At 67.1% G+C, this 15,045-nt stretch carries 16 protein-coding genes and 1 tRNA gene; 10 read left to right on the forward strand and 7 right to left on the reverse strand.

Annotated elements, in window-relative coordinates; all coding sequences use genetic code 11:
• Positions 1-16 precede the first annotated feature (16 nt).
• Positions 17-1,501, forward strand: coding sequence for a carboxylesterase/lipase family protein (locus tag I5E68_RS06445; RefSeq protein WP_197162200.1), 1,485 nt, complete (start codon positions 17-19; stop codon positions 1,499-1,501).
• Positions 1,502-1,551: 50 nt separating this feature from the next.
• Here the strand turns inward: I5E68_RS06445 and I5E68_RS06450 are convergent, their stop codons facing one another.
• The gene (locus I5E68_RS06450; protein ID WP_197162202.1) at positions 1,552-2,052 is read right to left on the reverse strand and encodes an anthrone oxygenase family protein; all 501 of its coding nucleotides are present in this window, start codon (positions 2,050-2,052) and stop codon (positions 1,552-1,554) included.
• Between the two features lie 29 nt (positions 2,053-2,081).
• A complete protein-coding gene (locus I5E68_RS06455) occupies positions 2,082-3,095 on the reverse strand; it encodes an AraC family transcriptional regulator (RefSeq protein ID WP_197162204.1) in 1,014 nt (337 codons plus the stop codon).
• Between the two features lie 234 nt (positions 3,096-3,329).
• Here I5E68_RS06455 and I5E68_RS06460 point away from each other — a divergent pair, with 234 nt between their 5' ends.
• Positions 3,330-3,896, forward strand: a complete 567-nt coding sequence (locus I5E68_RS06460) for a carboxymuconolactone decarboxylase family protein (RefSeq protein ID WP_197162207.1) — start codon at positions 3,330-3,332, stop codon at positions 3,894-3,896.
• A gap of 73 nt (positions 3,897-3,969) precedes the next feature.
• The gene (locus tag I5E68_RS06465; protein WP_197162209.1) at positions 3,970-4,116 is read left to right on the forward strand and encodes a hypothetical protein; all 147 of its coding nucleotides are present in this window, start codon (positions 3,970-3,972) and stop codon (positions 4,114-4,116) included.
• Positions 4,117-4,229: 113 nt separating this feature from the next.
• On the opposite strand, the gene I5E68_RS06470 is transcribed toward I5E68_RS06465, so the two are convergent.
• The 5 genes from I5E68_RS06470 to I5E68_RS06490 form a co-directional block, all read right to left on the reverse strand.
• Positions 4,230-4,304: transfer RNA gene (locus I5E68_RS06470), tRNA-Gln, on the reverse strand.
• 161 nt (positions 4,305-4,465) lie between these two features.
• Complete coding sequence (gene yghU, locus I5E68_RS06475) at positions 4,466-5,314, reverse strand: glutathione-dependent disulfide-bond oxidoreductase (RefSeq protein ID WP_197162218.1); 849 nt, start codon at positions 5,312-5,314, stop codon at positions 4,466-4,468.
• Positions 5,315-5,559: 245 nt separating this feature from the next.
• The gene (locus tag I5E68_RS06480) at positions 5,560-6,660 is read right to left on the reverse strand and encodes a branched-chain amino acid aminotransferase (protein ID WP_197162220.1); all 1,101 of its coding nucleotides are present in this window, start codon (positions 6,658-6,660) and stop codon (positions 5,560-5,562) included.
• A 242-nt stretch (positions 6,661-6,902) separates the two neighbouring features.
• On the reverse strand, positions 6,903-8,102 hold the full coding sequence (locus I5E68_RS06485) for an acyltransferase family protein (RefSeq protein ID WP_228726862.1): 1,200 nt from the start codon (positions 8,100-8,102) through the stop codon (positions 6,903-6,905).
• A gap of 738 nt (positions 8,103-8,840) precedes the next feature.
• A complete protein-coding gene (locus I5E68_RS06490; protein WP_197162222.1) occupies positions 8,841-9,446 on the reverse strand; it encodes a hypothetical protein in 606 nt (201 codons plus the stop codon).
• Positions 9,447-9,513: 67 nt separating this feature from the next.
• On the opposite strand from I5E68_RS06490, the gene I5E68_RS06495 reads away from it, so the two are divergent.
• From I5E68_RS06495 to I5E68_RS06525, 7 genes are all read left to right on the forward strand, one after another.
• Entirely contained in the window at positions 9,514-10,329 is an 816-nt protein-coding gene (locus tag I5E68_RS06495) for a TlyA family RNA methyltransferase (protein ID WP_228726863.1), read from the forward strand.
• A gap of 103 nt (positions 10,330-10,432) precedes the next feature.
• A complete protein-coding gene (locus I5E68_RS06500; protein WP_197162224.1) occupies positions 10,433-10,987 on the forward strand; it encodes a TspO/MBR family protein in 555 nt (184 codons plus the stop codon).
• Between the two features lie 79 nt (positions 10,988-11,066).
• Positions 11,067-11,321, forward strand: a complete 255-nt coding sequence (locus tag I5E68_RS06505; protein WP_197162226.1) for an accessory factor UbiK family protein — start codon at positions 11,067-11,069, stop codon at positions 11,319-11,321.
• Positions 11,322-11,421: 100 nt separating this feature from the next.
• Positions 11,422-12,027: a DNA repair protein RecO gene (gene recO, locus I5E68_RS06510; protein WP_197162229.1), complete on the forward strand. Its 606-nt coding sequence runs from the start codon at positions 11,422-11,424 to the stop codon at positions 12,025-12,027.
• A 19-nt stretch (positions 12,028-12,046) separates the two neighbouring features.
• Positions 12,047-13,090: a 3-isopropylmalate dehydrogenase gene (gene leuB / locus I5E68_RS06515; RefSeq protein WP_197162231.1), complete on the forward strand. Its 1,044-nt coding sequence runs from the start codon at positions 12,047-12,049 to the stop codon at positions 13,088-13,090.
• A gap of 59 nt (positions 13,091-13,149) precedes the next feature.
• The gene (locus tag I5E68_RS06520) at positions 13,150-14,343 is read left to right on the forward strand and encodes a glycosyltransferase (RefSeq protein WP_197162233.1); all 1,194 of its coding nucleotides are present in this window, start codon (positions 13,150-13,152) and stop codon (positions 14,341-14,343) included.
• 205 nt (positions 14,344-14,548) lie between these two features.
• Positions 14,549-15,019 carry a hypothetical protein gene (locus I5E68_RS06525; protein WP_197162235.1) on the forward strand — a complete coding sequence of 157 codons (471 nt, stop codon included), beginning with the start codon at positions 14,549-14,551 and terminating at the stop codon, positions 15,017-15,019.
• The last annotated feature ends 26 nt before the right edge of the window (positions 15,020-15,045 follow it).

Consider the following 15,045-nt stretch of genomic DNA (forward strand, 5'->3'; position numbering starts at 1 on the left):
GTCCCGGAGAAGACCCGTGCCCCAGATCGACCCTTCGCTGCGCACAGCCATGCGCACCGTGTTCGTCCCGACGTCGCTCGCATTGGCCTCGTTGTCGCTCGGCGGGACGGCTGCGGCGCAGGAGGACGCAGCAGCCGGGACTTTCCCGCAGGTACGCATCGCCGGCGGTGCCGTCGCCGGGCGCAGTGACGGCCGCGTCGACAGCTTCAAGGGCATTCCCTATGCTGCGGCGCCGGTGGGCGAGTTGCGCTGGCGTGCGCCCAGGCCCGCCGCTCCCTGGGAGGCGACGCGCGATGCCGGGGATTTCGCACCCGATTGCATGCAGGCGCCGTTCCCCGGCGATGCCTATCCCGCCGGTCGCGTGGCAGAGGATTGCCTCTATGCCAATGTCTGGAAACCCTCGGGCGATCAGGCCGGCTTGCCGGTCATCGTGTGGATCTACGGTGGCGGCTTCGTCAACGGTTCGACTTCCAACCCCTATTACGACGGGAGCAGGCTGGCGGGCGAGGACGTGGTCTTCGTCAGCTTCAACTACCGGCTCGGACGTTTCGGCACTTTCGCCTTTCCCCAGCTGACGCGCGAGCAGGGGGCGCAGGAGCCGCTCGGCAACTACGGGACGATGGACCAGCTTGCCGCGCTGCGCTGGGTGCAGGAGAACATTGCTGCCTTTGGCGGCGATCCTGACAACGTCACTCTCGTCGGTGAAAGCGTGGGCGGCATCTCGATCCATACCTTGATGACCTCGCCCCCGGCGCAGGGGCTGTTCGACCGGGTTGCGATCCTCTCCGGTGGGGACGGGGCCTCGCAGCCCGACCGCTCGCTGGCGCGGGCCGAGCGCATCGGGATCGATTTTGCCCGTGACAAGGGCATCGACCCGGCTGACCCGCGCGCGCTTGCCAAGCTGCGTGCACTCGATGCCGATGCGGTGACCGACGGGCTCAGCATTGCCTGGTGGATCAACCCCGGCGAGCCGCTGACCTACAGCCCGCCCTTCGTCGACGGCAAGGTCGCGTTCGGCGCCCAGGAGGCCTACGAGGCGGGGGCGTTCGCACATGTGCCGGTGATGATCGGGGCGACCAGCGACGACATGGGCGGGCCGCGCGGGTTCCAGGTCCGCGATGCCCACGTCAAGGCGCAGACGCTGGCCGGACAGACACAGGTCTATGCCTATCGTTTCGGCTATGTCGCTTCTGCCAGCGATGCGCCCGGCGCGGCCCATGCCTCGGACATTCCCTATTGGTTCGATACCGTGGACGCGGGTGCTTCGAGCGATGTCACCCAGCGCGACAGGCAAGTGGCGACAAAGCTGAGCGGCTACCTGCTGTCATTCGCGAAGACCGGGCGTCCGGGGACCGGGGCGGATGGTCCGGCGTGGAAACCCTATGCGTCACGAACGATGCAGATCATGCGCTTTCTCGAGGGCGGTGCACTGCGCTTCGAGGCCGATCCCATCGCCGCAGAGCTCGACCGGGCGAGCGAGGTGGACAAGGCCGGCGACTGACCCGCGGTTGCGTTCCGGCGTCTCGTAGGCGTGAGTAATGGCTCCTGAGCCTAGGCGGCCTGTGCGCGCTGGACCAGTGCCACGAGGAGGCACGTGCTTGAGAGGATGCACGAGACGGTACGCACATGGTTCCAGGCAAGCCATGCGCGCATGTACCGCCGCCAGTTCTCCCGGGCCTCGTCTCCTTGCGCGCTGGCGGCATCAAGGGCGTTGTTGAGCGGAACGTTGCGCAGCACGGTCACCGCGAACATGCCTGCGACATAGAGACCGCTACCCATCAGCAAGGGCCATGCGCCGGCGTGCTGGCGATCGAGCCAGCCCACGACGAAGACCATCGCGCAAAGCGCAGTGCTGGCGAAGAACAGGGGCAGGAACGCCGAGCGCACGATCAGCCGGTTGATCGACTGCATCGCAGCCATGCCGGCAGGCAGGCCGATCGCGTCGAGTGAGCGCACCACGAATGCCGAGAAACAGAAATAGACACCGGCCATGATTGCCGTCGCGACGACGAGGAGGCCAAGCAGGGCGTTGATGACGAGTTCCATCGGCATGGGTCCTGGGCTCTTGTGCTTATGCCCGGTCAGGCGCGGGCCTCGGCGGCGTGCTGCGTCTCGCCGCGATAGGCGCGCGGGGTCTTGCCCGACCAGCGCTTGAATGCGCGCGTGAAGGAGCTTTGCTCGGCGAAGCCGGTCAGAAACGCGACTTCTGCCAGCGAGTGCTTGCCCTGACCGACGAGATCGAGTGCCGTCTCGCGCCGTGCCTCGTCGACCAGCGACTGGAACTTGTGACCGGCTTCGGCAAGGCGGCGCTGCAAGGTGCGGTGGCTCATGCCCATTTCGCGCGCGATGCCGTCGAGCCGGGGGACCCCCTCGCTGAGGTTCCGGGCGATCTGCATCACCACCTGGCGATCGATCTGTTCGGGCTGCGCATCGTCGAGCAGTCCGGCAAGGTGCTGGCTGAGGAAGGTCCAGATGTGCTGGTCGCCGATGCGGTTGGGCTGGTCGAGGTCGCCTTGGCGAATGACGATGGCATCGATCTCGGCGCCATGATGGACGGGGCAGCGGAAATAGGCTTCGAGCGGGGCGCGGTTGCCTATCGCACGGTGCTCGAACTGGACCGCGGCGGGGCAGAAACCGTCACCATTCGCATCGCGCCACAAGGCAACGAAAGTCCCGAAGGCGGCCTCGTTGGAAATGCGAAAGCCGTCACTCGTCGCAGGCGGACTGCGCCGCGTCCACAGCACTGTATCGCCACTCTCCTCCAGCGCGAAGTTCGAGACGGGGTTGTAGAACCGGGCGTAGCGGCCAAGCCGCTCGAACGAGCGCCGCAAGGTCGGTGCGGCCCGGATCGTCAGGCCGATCGGACCGAAGTCCTCACAACGCATGCTTCGCGCAGCGCGCATGTGAAAGCCGATCTCGGGCTGCTCTTGCAGGGCCAGTACCTCGAGCAGGGCGAAATACCGTTCGATGGGTATCCCTTTTTGCGGATCGTCCAGCTGGCCGTGCGTCAGGCCGACCTGGGCCAGCGCGGCATCGGCCTCGTTCCTGTTAGTCTGCGCGATGGCCTTTCTTGCGAAAAGTGCCGCAACATCCACTGCTCTTGCCCCGATCAGCCCCCGAAAAGCACGCCGTCCCGCGACCGCACGCCAGCCCAGCATAGTCGACGGGGCCCGATTTGGCACCCTGCGTCAAGAAAATGGCACGGTCGGCCAAGAAGCGACGCGTCGATCCACACTATCCCGGGTTTCGCCGGCTCACCGGCATTCACCAGACGAAATCGAGATCGTGCCCCGTGCCCCGGCACCTGGCGCCATTCGTGGAGAAAGACGATGACCCGCTTCGAAACCCATACCGCCGCCACCGCTCCGAGCGCTGCAAAGCCTGTTCTGGAGAGCGCAAGGAGCGCCTACGGCTTCGTGCCCAATCTGCTGGGCACGATGGCTCAGGCACCCGCGCTGCTCGAAGGGTACGTGACCCTGGCCGCGATCTTCGACAAGAGCGACCTCGACGCGACCGAGCGCCAGATTGTGCTGATGACCAACAACCGTCTCAACGATTGCGCGTACTGCATGGCTGCGCACACTGTCATCGCCCGCGCCTCCGGGGTTCCGGAGCCGGTGATCGAAGCGCTGCGCTCGAACCGGACGTTACCCGGCGAGAAGCTCGAGGCGCTGCGCACCTTCGCCGGGATCGTCAACCGGACACGCGGCTGGCCCGCGCAGGCTGATCTGGAGGCCTTCCTCGCCGCAGGGTATTCCCGCCAGGCCGTACTGGAGGTGATCCTGGGCACCGCGCTCAAGGTCATGTCGAACTACACGAACCACGTCGCCGCAACGCCGCTCGACGCGGCCTTCAGCAGCGCGGCCTGGTCACCGCACCATACCGAACCCGCCTGACCATCCCGCCCCGGCCGGGCAGGCGTGGCTGCATGCAGCCCGGCCGGGAGCGGCGCTCGAAAAGGATCTGAAAATGGAAACGACAAGGCTCGTGCATATTGCCGTGATGTCCAGCGGCGCCATGATCGTGTGCCGCGTGCTGATGTTCATGGCGGCGTGCAATGGCTGGCTTGTGTCCGCCCGCGCGCCCCTGCCGTCGCACCCCTGGTTCCTCGCCTAGGGTCCGGACCGCAGGACAGGGTCCGTAGAGAGGCTGACTCGAAAGGCAAGAGGAGCGGCATTGATGGAAGGGGGAGCAAGCCGGTGAGGGGCTTGTGCCTGTGCAGAAAACCTTGGCTGGGGCGGCAGGATTCGAACCTGCGAATGCCGGTACCAAAAACCGGTGCCTTACCACTTGGCGACGCCCCAGCACGAGGTGTTCCGCAGTGTCTGCGCACGGCCCGGCGAAGGGCGGCGCATGGGGGGCGGGTGGTGCCACCCCCTTGCGGGACTGCGCGCTTAGCGGCTTATGCGGGCGCTGAAAAGGCCCTTTTCGACCTTGCCGGCGATCGCCGGGCGGCGCACAGGTGTCAGGCGCCCAGAACCGCGTCGATGTCGGCGGCGCTGTGGCGCTCCTCGACCATCCCTTCGCCGCGGCGATTGACGATGCGGCCGCGCCGGACCGCTTCGCGCGCACCCAGTTCCTCGCCCCAGCGCATCAGGTTCTTGTACGAGGGCACGTCGAGGAAGGTGGCTGCGTCGGTGTAGGATTCGCCGCGCACGAAGCCGCCGAGCCAGCCATAGGCGGCGATGTCGGCGATCGAGTAGGTCTCGCCCGCGAGATAGGGCATGTCGGCCAGGCGCCGGTCGGCGACGTCGAAGATGCGTTTGGTTTCCATCGCGAAGCGGTTGATCGGGTACTCGAACTTCTCTGGCGCATAGGCGTAGAAGTGGCCGAAGCCGCCGCCGATGATCGGGGCGGTCGACATCTGCCACATCAGCCAGGAAACGCACTCGGCGCGCGCAGCCGGTTCCTCGGGCAGGAACATGCCGAACTTCTCGGCGAGGTACATCAGGATCGCACCCGATTCGAACACGCGCACCGGCTTTGGACCCGAGCAGTCGAGCAGGGCCGGGATCTTCGAGTTGGGATTGACCTCGACGAAGCCCGAGGAGAACTGGTCGCCCTTGCCGATGTCGATGTACCATGCATCGTATTCGGCCCCGCTCACGCCCGCGGCGAGCAGTTCCTCGAGCATGATCGTGACCTTCTGGCCATTGGGCGTGCCCAGCGACCACAGCTGCATCGGGTGATCGCCGCGCGGCAGGCGTGCCTCGTGCGTCGGCCCCGCGATCGGACGGTTGATGCTGGCCCATTCGCCGCCGTTTTCACGATCCCAGGTCCAGACCTTGGGAGGGGAGTAGGGAGCGTCAGCCATGCGGGAAGTCCTTTGAAACTGGGGTAGCCTGGAGCCGCTACCTAGGGTGCGCCTGCCAAGGTAACAATGTTTTGACGCCCCGATCCGGCGCTTTGTCCGAAAATGCGCCGCCAAGCGGCAGTTTTTGCGCGTCTCGTCCGTCCGGGGGGCGAAGCCTGCAAAAACAGGGGCAGAGGCGCATGCCTGCCCGACCCCGTGCAGCACCGCTCCGCCATGGAGGGTCGCGCGGGGCTCGGGGGGGTGGCTCAGCCGATCTTGCGGATCCAGCCGTGCGTGTCGGGAGCCTCGCCGCGCTGGATGGCGACGAGACGGTTCTTGATCTTGCCGGTGAGCTGGCCCGGGCCGCCCGAACCGATGGTGAACTCGCCCTGCTGGCCGGCAACCTTGCCGACCGGGGTGACGACCGCGGCGGTGCCGCAGGCGAAAGTCTCGACGAGCTTGCCCGATGCCGCGTCATCGCGCCACTGGTCGAGGCTGTAGCGGCCCTCCTCGAGGGTCAGGCCTTCCTCGCGCAGCAGGGTGATGAGGCTGTCGCGGGTGATGCCGGGCAGGATCGTGCCGGTCAGCGCCGGGGTCAGCACGCGCCCGTCGTCGAAGACGTAGAACAGGTTCATGCCGCCCAGTTCCTCGATCCACTTGTGCTCGGCGGCATCGAGGAACACGACCTGGTCGTGCCCGCGCGCGATTGCCTCGCCCTGCGGCACGAGGCTGGCGGCGTAGTTGCCGCCGCACTTGGCAGCGCCGGTGCCGCCCGGTGCCGCGCGGGTGTACTCGGAGACCCAGATCGAGACCGCCGGGGCGCCAGATTTGAAGTAGTTGCCCGCAGGGCTGGCGATGACGATGAACTTGTAGTTCTTGGCAGGGCGCACGCCGAGGAAGGCCTCGGTCGCGATCATGAAGGGGCGCAGGTAGAGCGAGGCGCCTTCGCCCTCGGGGATCCACGCCTTGTCGAGCGCGACGAGCTTCTCGATCGCCTCGATGAAGGTGGCCTCGGGCAGGGCGGGCATGGCGAGGCGTTCGGCTGAGCGGTTGAAGCGCGCGGCATTGGCCTCGGGGCGGAACAGCGCGATGGCGCCGTCGGCCTGCTTGTAGGCCTTGAGGCCCTCGAAGATCTCCTGGGCGTAGTGCAGCACCGAGGCCGCCGGATCGAGCGCGATCGGCTGGCGCGGGCCGATGACCGCATCGTGCCAGCCCTTGCCCTCGGTCCACTCGATGGTGACCATGTGATCGGTGAAGCTGGTGCCGAAGCCCGGGTTGGCAAGTACCTGCGCGCGCACCTCGTCGCTGACGGGGGCGGGGTGGGGCACGGTGGTGAAGGCAATGTCGGCTTCGGCGATGCTCGCCATGGAACTCAGGTCCTCTGCTAGTGAACGGATTGCGCGCCTGAACGAAAATTTCAATCAGCGCAAGAGGGTGGTAATTTTAAAACCCTTCCGTAAGTTTCCCGCCATGTTCGCGCTGTGCCGGCACAGTGGCTTGCAGCACGCGAATCCGCCGGTTTGCGGGCGTGCGACAGCGCCATGGCGATGCACCTACTGCAACTTTTGTGCAGTCCTTTGCAAGCAGCTTCGCGCGCTGGGCGCCGCGGTCAGGCGCTCGGGCCCGAGGGCTCGGGGGTGGGGCGCGGGGCCGGGGGCAGGTTTGTGCGCCCGGCGGTGCCGCGCTCGGGCCCTGACGGCACTGCGAGGCGCGCGCGCTCGGCGGTGCGCCGCCGGTCGAGCCGGCCCCCGCTCAGGAGGCTCGCGACTGCCGGTGCGTGGCGATCGAGCAGCGCGGCCGCGGGGATGACGATCAGCGCGACGAGGACCGGCTGGAGCAGCAGGCCCAGCGGGTAGAGCGGCGCGCCCAGCTTGCCGGTCAGCTTGCCCAGGAGCGGCCCGCCCAGCCAGATCACGACGAGGTGCGCAGCGAAGTAGAAGAAGGCGTAAGGCTCGATGCGCAGGATACGGCTGCGGCCGGGCCAGACGGCGAGGGTCCAGGCAAGCTTCCAGAAAAAGGCTGCCGCCGCCACGCGCAGGGCAAGGTCGAAGGCCGCAAAGGCGCGCTCGGCTCCCTCGACGGGAGGGCGGAAGTCGAGCCCGATGCGCACCGCGATGAGGATCGCGAAGGGGGCGAAGAGCACGGGCATCGCGGTCGCGCCAATGCGCTCGGGCAGTGACGCGCGGCGCGCGATCATGCCGAGCGCGAAGAACATCAGGATCGAGATGCGCAGGAACAGCGGCTCGCCGAACGCGAAGACATGGCCTGCCGCGGCGATGGCGACTACGCCAAGCAGGCCGCGCACCGGCAGGCGCGAGATCAGCGGGGCGAGCACCATGCACAGGAAAAGGTCGCGCAGGAACGGCATCTGCACGTTGATGTCGGGCGGATGGGAGAGGATCAGCAGTTCCTGCAAGGTCCAGCCGACCGAGCGCGGTATCGGGGCGGCGAGCCCGATGGTCAGCGCCGCGCCGCACACCAGCACGAGCGCGATCGCGTTCCATGCCACCATCGGCAGCAGGATCGTGCGCGCCTTGCGCGCGACGTGCGCGCGCCAGTCGTCGATGCGGCGCGAGCCGTCGACCAGATAGCCGGAAATGATGCCGAGCAGGGGGACGGCGCTGCGCCCGAAGACTTCCATCAGCACCCAGCGCAGGTTCTCCTGCCAGGTGCCGCGCATCGCCTCGAGGCTCTCTCCGCCAAGACCCGTCCACGCATGCACGTAGACGACGCCTCCAATGCACAGGACCCTCGCCAGCGCGATCGCATCGGACCTGCGCTGCGCGGAGCCCATGTTTCCATGTGCCAAGTGCCGCTCCTTGACTGTTTTGCAGGGAATAACGCCTTGTCGTCGCGGGCTGTTCCCCGACGTGCATGTCCTCTTCCCAAGGCTTGCAGGAATGGACCTGCGCGCATGGCGGCGAGGTGAACGGGGCGCTCGGTTCGCCTCGCGCGCGGCGCTGCCGGTCGCGCTGCCCGGTCCGCCCGGAGCCACGAGAAGCGAAAAGCTGCAAGAAATGAGAAAGGCCGCACCGGACTTGCCGGTACGGCCTTTCACATGGTCAGCGGCCGAAGGTGCCGCCTGCGAGTGCCTTTATCGCTACCCGATCGAAACCGATCGGGCCGGTCTCAGCGATAATGCCTCGCGACGGAAACTGCCGACCTCTCTGCTGAACCATGAGACATCGGATCACCTCCTTTCGCGCTGTTGAGCCAAAGTTTGCGCCGCTGAAAGCGACTGGACTTCGTTCCGTCCTGGGCATCTGTGCCGGGGCCCGTCGTCCTGATGAAATTGATGACTCATTCCGCAGCGCACCACAAGTCTTGCAATCAAATATTTTGCCGTCATTATCAGCGCTTCGGGCGAGTTTTCCCCAGCTTCCCCGCGGCCTTGAAGGGTGCTTTCAAGGCAGCGGCCGCGCACGGCCCGAGCCATTTTCAACCTGTCGAAACAGCGTTCGCCACGGTCGATTTCTTCGCGGTCTGCGAAGCGAACCGGAATCGATCCGGGCGCCGTCCGTGCGCCCGGCAGACGTTGGTCCCGAGCCTAGCGGCAGTCCTCGATCACGCGGCTGATTTCGGTCCAGCTGGGCAGGTAGAGCGTCGGCTGTCCCGAGGTCGCGACGGCGAAGCGACCGCGGCTGAAGGCCATCGCATCGAGCAGCGGATCGCGTGCGGGCAGGGTGACGGCGAGCCCGCCGGCAATGCTCTGGGCCGCGAGGGTGCGCGTGCCCTGCATGGTGGTCACCGCCATCGAGCCGGTCGCGGCAGGCGAGCCCGCGGGCAGCAGGCGCACCAGCGTCATCGTGCGGCTCGCGGCATTGCAGCGCAGTTCGAAGCTGGCGGCGAAGCGTGCCGTGGTGCCTTCGCTTGCCCTGCCAAGGCTCCAGTCGCCCGCGCTCTGCGGTGCGTCGCGCCAGTCCGTGGGCGGAGCGACGGGGGCAGGGGGCGTGGTCGGCTGCGGCTGGGGGCGTGGCACGGGCGCGCTCGTCGGCTGCGGCGCTGGCGCGGGTTTGGGCGGGGAGGGGATGCAGCCTGTCAGCGAGAGCGCGAGCGCCGCTGCACTGACCAGCAGGCCAGTCGGCGTGCCCTTGCTTGCCGACTTGCGCGAGCGCAGCGCGTCGGAGGCGGAATTCGTTGCGGAAGCGACCATGCGCATATTTGCCTTCATGCCCGGGGTATGGAATGAGACGGCTCCCATCTCAAGTGTGCAAAGTTTCATGTCCGACGCGTCCAAGCCCCCGTCCAGCGCAAAACCCTCAGCGGCTGGCGCCAAACCGCCTGCGAAGAAGGCGCGCGTCGACCAGATGCTCGTCGAGCGCGGGCTCGCCGAGAGCCGTACCCGCGCGCAGGCGCTGGTGATGGCCGGGCTGGTCTTCTCGGGCGAGACCAAGATCGCCAAGCCAGGTCAGTCGCTCAAGGGCGATGCCCCGCTCGAGGTGCGCGGGCGCGACCACCCCTGGGTCTCGCGCGGCGGGATCAAGCTGGCCCATGCGATCGAGCATTTCGAACTCGATCCCACCGGAGCCATCGCGATGGACGTGGGCTCCTCGACCGGCGGCTTCACCGACGTGCTGCTGACCAATGGCGCGACCCGCGTCTTCGCGGTCGATTCGGGCACCAACCAGCTCGCCTGGAAGCTGCGGCAGGACCCTCGGGTGACCGTGCTCGAGCAGACCAGCGCGCGTATCCTCACGCCCGAGATGATCGACGCGCCGTGCAACTGGGTGGTGTGCGATGCGAGCTTCATCGGGCTCGCCAAGGTGCTCGAGGTGCCCTTGCGCCTCGCGGCGCCCGAGTGCCGGCTGGTGGCGCTGATCAAGCCGCAGTTCGAGGTCGGGCGCGGCGAGGTCGGCAAGGGCGGGGTGGTGCGCGACCCTGCATTGCACCAGCGCGTGTGCGACGAGGTGCGCGACTGGCTCGAGGGCGACGGCTGGCAGATCCAGGGCATCGTCGAAAGCCCGATCACCGGCCCCGAGGGCAATGTCGAGTTCCTTGTCTCGGCATGGCGCACTTCAAATAACGTTCAAGCGTGACGATTGCACAGGGGCGACTTGCCCGCCACAACCTGCACGCAGGGGTTGCGACGGATTTGATTCGGTTAGGTTAATCGTCGCTTAGGGAGTTTTGGTCGCCGTCATGAACTTGCTTGCGTCTCAAGGTCAGCTTCGCGCCAGTCTGCTGCGCTGGGCGCTGGTATGTGTTCCCGCGGTGGTGCTGCTCGGATTTCTCTCGGGGATGCTGGCGCAGAGCGGTCCCGACAATCCCTGGTTCGCCGCGCTCGAGAAGCCTGCGGCATTCCCGCCGCCCGCACTCTTCGGGATCGTCTGGACGATCCTCTATGCGATGATGGGCCTCTCGCTGGCGATGATCCTTTCCGCACGCGGTGCGCGCGGGCGCGGGCTCGCGGTGCTGGCCTTCGCGGTGCAGTTCTTGCTCAACCTCGCCTGGTCGCCGGTGTTCTTCGCGATGCACCAGATCACCGGAGCGCTGGTGGTGATCCTCCTGCTCGACGTCGCGGTGATCGTGACCATCGTGCTGTTCTCGCGCCTGCGCGCCGTGGCCGCGCTGCTGCTGGTACCCTATCTCGCCTGGATCCTCTTCGCGACCTATCTCACTTTCGCTTTCCTCCAGGCCAATCCCGCGCTCGACGGGGTCGAGAACGCGAATTCGGTGATCCGCTACGCGATCTGATCGGCGGAAGTGCGACCCGGCTCCACCAACGCCTTCGCCCCCTCTTGCGCCGATGCGCGCGCTGTACCATTTAAGGTCCATGCAGAGCGAAAACCCCTTTGTCGCAGACTTCGTCAAGATGATGAACAGCGCCGCCGGCACCTTTGCCGGCATGACCCGCGAAGCGCGTGACAACATGCGCGAGCGTGCCCGGGAGTTCATGGGAGACATGGACTTCGTCAGCCGCGAGGAATTCGACGCGGTCAAGGAAATGGCCGCGACCGCGCGCGCCGAGTGCGAGGAACTGAAAGCCCGCCTCGACGAGCTTGAGGCCAAGCAGCTTCGCGGCGCCTGAGCAGCGCCACGCGCGGCGCAGGCTCGTTCCACGCCGCTCCGGACGTTTCCGGATGAGGCCGGATGAACATCAGTTCTGAATCCCTTGTGGCGGGCGGCGCATGAACTTGCGTGCGCCCGCTCTCGTATGTGCGGTGCGCGGCCATGGCGAGACCGCCGTGATCGCGCGCATGCTCACCTGTGAGGCGGGCATGGTCGCGGCCTATGTCGCGGGCGGGCGCGGGCGCACGCTGCGTCCGGTGCTGATCCCGGGCAACAGCATCGAGGCTGAGCTGCGCAGCCGCTCCGAAGGCCAGCTTCCTTTCGCGCGCATCGAGCTGGTGCGCAGCCGCGCGCCCTGGCTAGCCGAGCCGCTGCCCGCTGCCGCGATCGGCTGGGTCACCGCGCTTTGCGCCACCGTCCTGCCCGAACGCCAGCCGTACCCCGCACTCTACGAGGCGCTGGGCGGATTGCTCGAGGCGGTGTGCATGGCGCCTTCGGCGCGCAGCTGGGCGATCCCGCTCATGTCCTTCGAGGTCTTGGTGCTGCGCGAACTGGGCTACGGCGTCCCGGTCCAGCGCCCGCAGGACGGAGACTGGCCGGAAATCCTCGCCACATTCGACCGTCTCGGGCGCGAACTGGCGCGCTACCCGCTTGCCGATCGGCGCGAAAACGTTATGGCGGCCCGCACCCTGCTGCGCGAGCGGCTGGGTCGAATTCAGGGTTGAACAGCCAAGGGAAGACAAGATGCGCATCGCGGTATTTGCAGGCGACGGAATCGGGCCGGAAGTCACCAGTGAAGCGGTGCGCGTGCTTCAGGCGCTCGATCTTCCCGGCCTCGAACTCGTCGAGGGCGACGTCGGCGGCGCGGCCTACCGCAAGCACGGTCATCCGCTTCCCGCCGAGACGCTCGACATTGCCCGCTCCGCCGAGGCGGTGCTGTTCGGCGCGGTCGGCGATTTCGATCTCGACCATCTCGAGCGTCACCTGCGCCCCGAACAGGCCGTGCTCGGCCTGCGCAAGGAGCTTGGCCTCTTCGCCAACCTGCGCCCGGCGCGCGTGTTCAAGGGGCTGGAGGATCTCACCAGCCTGCGCCCCGAAGTCGCGCAGACCATCGACCTTCTGATCGTGCGCGAGCTTAACGGCGACGTCTACTTCGGCGAGAAGGGGATGCGCACGCTCGAGGACGGGCGTCGTCAGGGCTGGGACATGATGTCCTATGCCGAGGACGAGGTGCGCCGCATCGCGCACGCCGGTTTCAAGGCGGCGATGACCCGCGGCAAGAAGCTGTGCTCGGTCGACAAGGCCAACGTGCTCGAGACATCGCAGCTGTGGCGCGACGTCATGATCGAGGTTGCCGCCGAGTACCCCGAGGTGGAACTGAGCCACATGTACGTCGACAACGCGGCGATGCAGCTGGTCAAGAACCCGGGCGCATTCGACGTGGTCGTCACCGGCAACCTGTTTGGCGACATCCTCTCGGACCAGGCCTCGATGTGCGTCGGCTCGATCGGCCTGCTCGCTTCGGCCAGCCTCGCCGAGGGGACTTTCGGCCTCTACGAGCCGATCCACGGTTCGGCGCCCGACATCGCGGGCAAGGGCATCGCCAACCCGATGGCGACGATCCTCTCCGCCGCGATGATGCTGCGTCATTCCTTCGGCATGGAAGCCGAGGCGGTGCGCATCGAGGACGCGGTGGCAGCCACGCTCGCCGCCGGAATCAAGGGCGGGGACCTTGGTGGAAGCGCCGGAACGAAGGAAATCGGTGACGCGGTGCTCGCACGCCTGTAAGAGGCGCGGCTTCAACCACCACGCGGGCCGGGGATTCCGGCCGCCAGACACTGGGTCGCATGACTAATACCGGTCCACAATCCGTAGAAACACCCGGGGCTGATTCGGCCCCGGTTGCCGATGCACGCCCGCTCGAGCTGGCCATCGTGCTGCCCACCTACAACGAGCGGCGCAACGTCGCGACGATGGTCGAGCGCATCGACCGCGAGCTCAAGGGCATCGCCTGGGAAGTGATCTTCGTCGACGACAACAGTCCCGACGGCACTTCCGACGAGGCGCGCCACATCTCGCTTCGCGACCCGCGCGTGCGCTGCATCCAGCGCATCGGGCGGCGAGGCCTTGCCAGCGCCGCGATCGAGGGCATGTGCTCGACCGCCGCGCCTTTCGTCGCGGTGATGGACGCCGACCACCAGCACGATCCCGCGCTGCTCGTGGGCATGCTCGAGGCCGTGCGCTCGGGCGACTACGACCTCGCCTATGCCTCGCGCTTTGCCGAAGGGGCGAGCACCGAGGCATGGGGGCGCCCCGACCGCGTCAAGGCATCGGGCATCGCCAACCGCATCGCCAACAAGGTGACCGGCGTCGAGCTGACCGACCCGATGAGCGGCTTCTTCCTGCTGCCCGCCGAGACGCTGCGTGCCGATGCGCACCGCCTTTCGGGCGTCGGCTTCAAGATCCTCCTCGACATCCTCGCGACGGTTGACAGGCCGCTGCGCGTCAAGGAGTTTCCCCTCAACTTCGCCGCCCGCGCGGAAGGCGAGAGCAAGCTGGATCAGACCGTCGTGTTCGAATTCCTCGTGGGCCTCTACGACAAGTGGCTGGGCCGTATCATCCCGACCCGCTTCGCGCTGTTCGGCACCGTCGGCGCGCTGGGCGTGATCGTCCAGTTCGCGGCGCTGTGGGTCATGCTGCACCTCGTGTTCGGCGAACGCTTCGTTTACGGCAACTGGTCCGAGAACGCGCTGTTCAACACCGCCAACACGGTTGCCGCCATCGTCGCGATGACCTTCAACTTCGTGCTGAACAACGAGCTGACCTATTCCGACAAGCGCCTGCGCGGCTTCGGCCCGCTGCTGCGTGGCTGGGCGCAGTTCACCGTCGCCTGCTCGCTCGGCCTGCTGACCAACGTCGGCTCGGCCGCCGTGCTCAAGGCGATGGGCTTCCACGACTTCGTCGCGGTGCTGGTCGGCATCGTGCTCGGCGCTGTCTGGAATTTCGCGCTCTCGTCCAAGTTCGTCTGGGGCAAGTACTGAGCACGCTGGCCACGAGGGCGCGAGTCGCCCTCTGGTTCATGTAATTTGCGAAGCCGTTCGACGCCGAACGTCGGGCGGCTTCGTCGTTTTGTGCGTCATCGTGGCGCATTGGTCGCGCGGGCAATGACGTTCGCCGGATTTCGCGTGCGTGGCGCGCACCGCAGGTGTTCTCTCGTGTCACCTTGAGAGGTGGGAGAGATTTGCCATGATTTTTCACGTGTCGATCGATGCGCGCGAGCCCGAGCGCGTGGCCCGGGTCCTGGCCGAACTGATGGGCGGGGAGGCGACCCCGTTTCCGCCCGTCGCGCATGGCTCGTGGCTCGCGCATGCCGATGACGAATACAACACCCTGGTCGAGGTCTACCCGGCGGGCACGCAGCTCGTCGAGGCCGAGGGCGATGCCGACTTTACCGGAGAGCCCGGCCCACTCGCCCCCAGTGCGACGCACTTTGCGCTCGGCACGCGTCTCTCGCAGGCCGAGATTTTCGCGATCGCCGCGCGCGAGGGCTGGCCGGCCAAGTACCGCAAGCGGGGCGGCGCGTTCGGGGTGATCGAGCTGTGGATCGAGGGCGGCCGCGTGGTCGAGCTGCTCACCGACGAGATGCAGGCCGAATACCTGCACACGATGACGCTGCCGTGCTGGGCCGAAGTGCTCGAGGGCGGCGTTCCTGCGTGAACCGGCGAGGCTCAGGTATTGTCCGG

Origin of the sequence: Novosphingobium aureum (genome assembly GCF_015865035.1) — a bacterium.
In the GTDB taxonomy this organism is placed as follows: domain Bacteria; phylum Pseudomonadota; class Alphaproteobacteria; order Sphingomonadales; family Sphingomonadaceae; genus Novosphingobium; species Novosphingobium aureum.

What these genes read in the sequence shown, in the direction of transcription:
- I5E68_RS06505 (WP_197162226.1), top strand. Translation starts at nt 11,067, where the DNA reads ATGCAGAGCGAAAACCCCTTTGTCGCAGACTTCGTCAAGATGATGAAC.
- I5E68_RS06500 (WP_197162224.1), top strand. Translation starts at nt 10,433, where the DNA reads ATGAACTTGCTTGCGTCTCAAGGTCAGCTTCGCGCCAGTCTGCTGCGC.
- I5E68_RS06520 (WP_197162233.1), top strand. Translation starts at nt 13,150, where the DNA reads ATGACTAATACCGGTCCACAATCCGTAGAAACACCCGGGGCTGATTCG.
- recO (WP_197162229.1), top strand. Translation starts at nt 11,422, where the DNA reads ATGAACTTGCGTGCGCCCGCTCTCGTATGTGCGGTGCGCGGCCATGGC.
- I5E68_RS06525 (WP_197162235.1), top strand. Translation starts at nt 14,549, where the DNA reads ATGATTTTTCACGTGTCGATCGATGCGCGCGAGCCCGAGCGCGTGGCC.
- I5E68_RS06465 (WP_197162209.1), top strand. Translation starts at nt 3,970, where the DNA reads ATGGAAACGACAAGGCTCGTGCATATTGCCGTGATGTCCAGCGGCGCC.
- yghU (WP_197162218.1), bottom strand. Translation starts at nt 5,314, where the DNA reads ATGGCTGACGCTCCCTACTCCCCTCCCAAGGTCTGGACCTGGGATCGT.
- I5E68_RS06495 (WP_228726863.1), top strand. Translation starts at nt 9,514, where the DNA reads ATGTCCGACGCGTCCAAGCCCCCGTCCAGCGCAAAACCCTCAGCGGCT.
- I5E68_RS06480 (WP_197162220.1), bottom strand. Translation starts at nt 6,660, where the DNA reads ATGGCGAGCATCGCCGAAGCCGACATTGCCTTCACCACCGTGCCCCAC.
- leuB (WP_197162231.1), top strand. Translation starts at nt 12,047, where the DNA reads ATGCGCATCGCGGTATTTGCAGGCGACGGAATCGGGCCGGAAGTCACC.
- I5E68_RS06460 (WP_197162207.1), top strand. Translation starts at nt 3,330, where the DNA reads ATGACCCGCTTCGAAACCCATACCGCCGCCACCGCTCCGAGCGCTGCA.
- I5E68_RS06450 (WP_197162202.1), bottom strand. Translation starts at nt 2,052, where the DNA reads ATGCCGATGGAACTCGTCATCAACGCCCTGCTTGGCCTCCTCGTCGTC.
- I5E68_RS06490 (WP_197162222.1), bottom strand. Translation starts at nt 9,446, where the DNA reads ATGGTCGCTTCCGCAACGAATTCCGCCTCCGACGCGCTGCGCTCGCGC.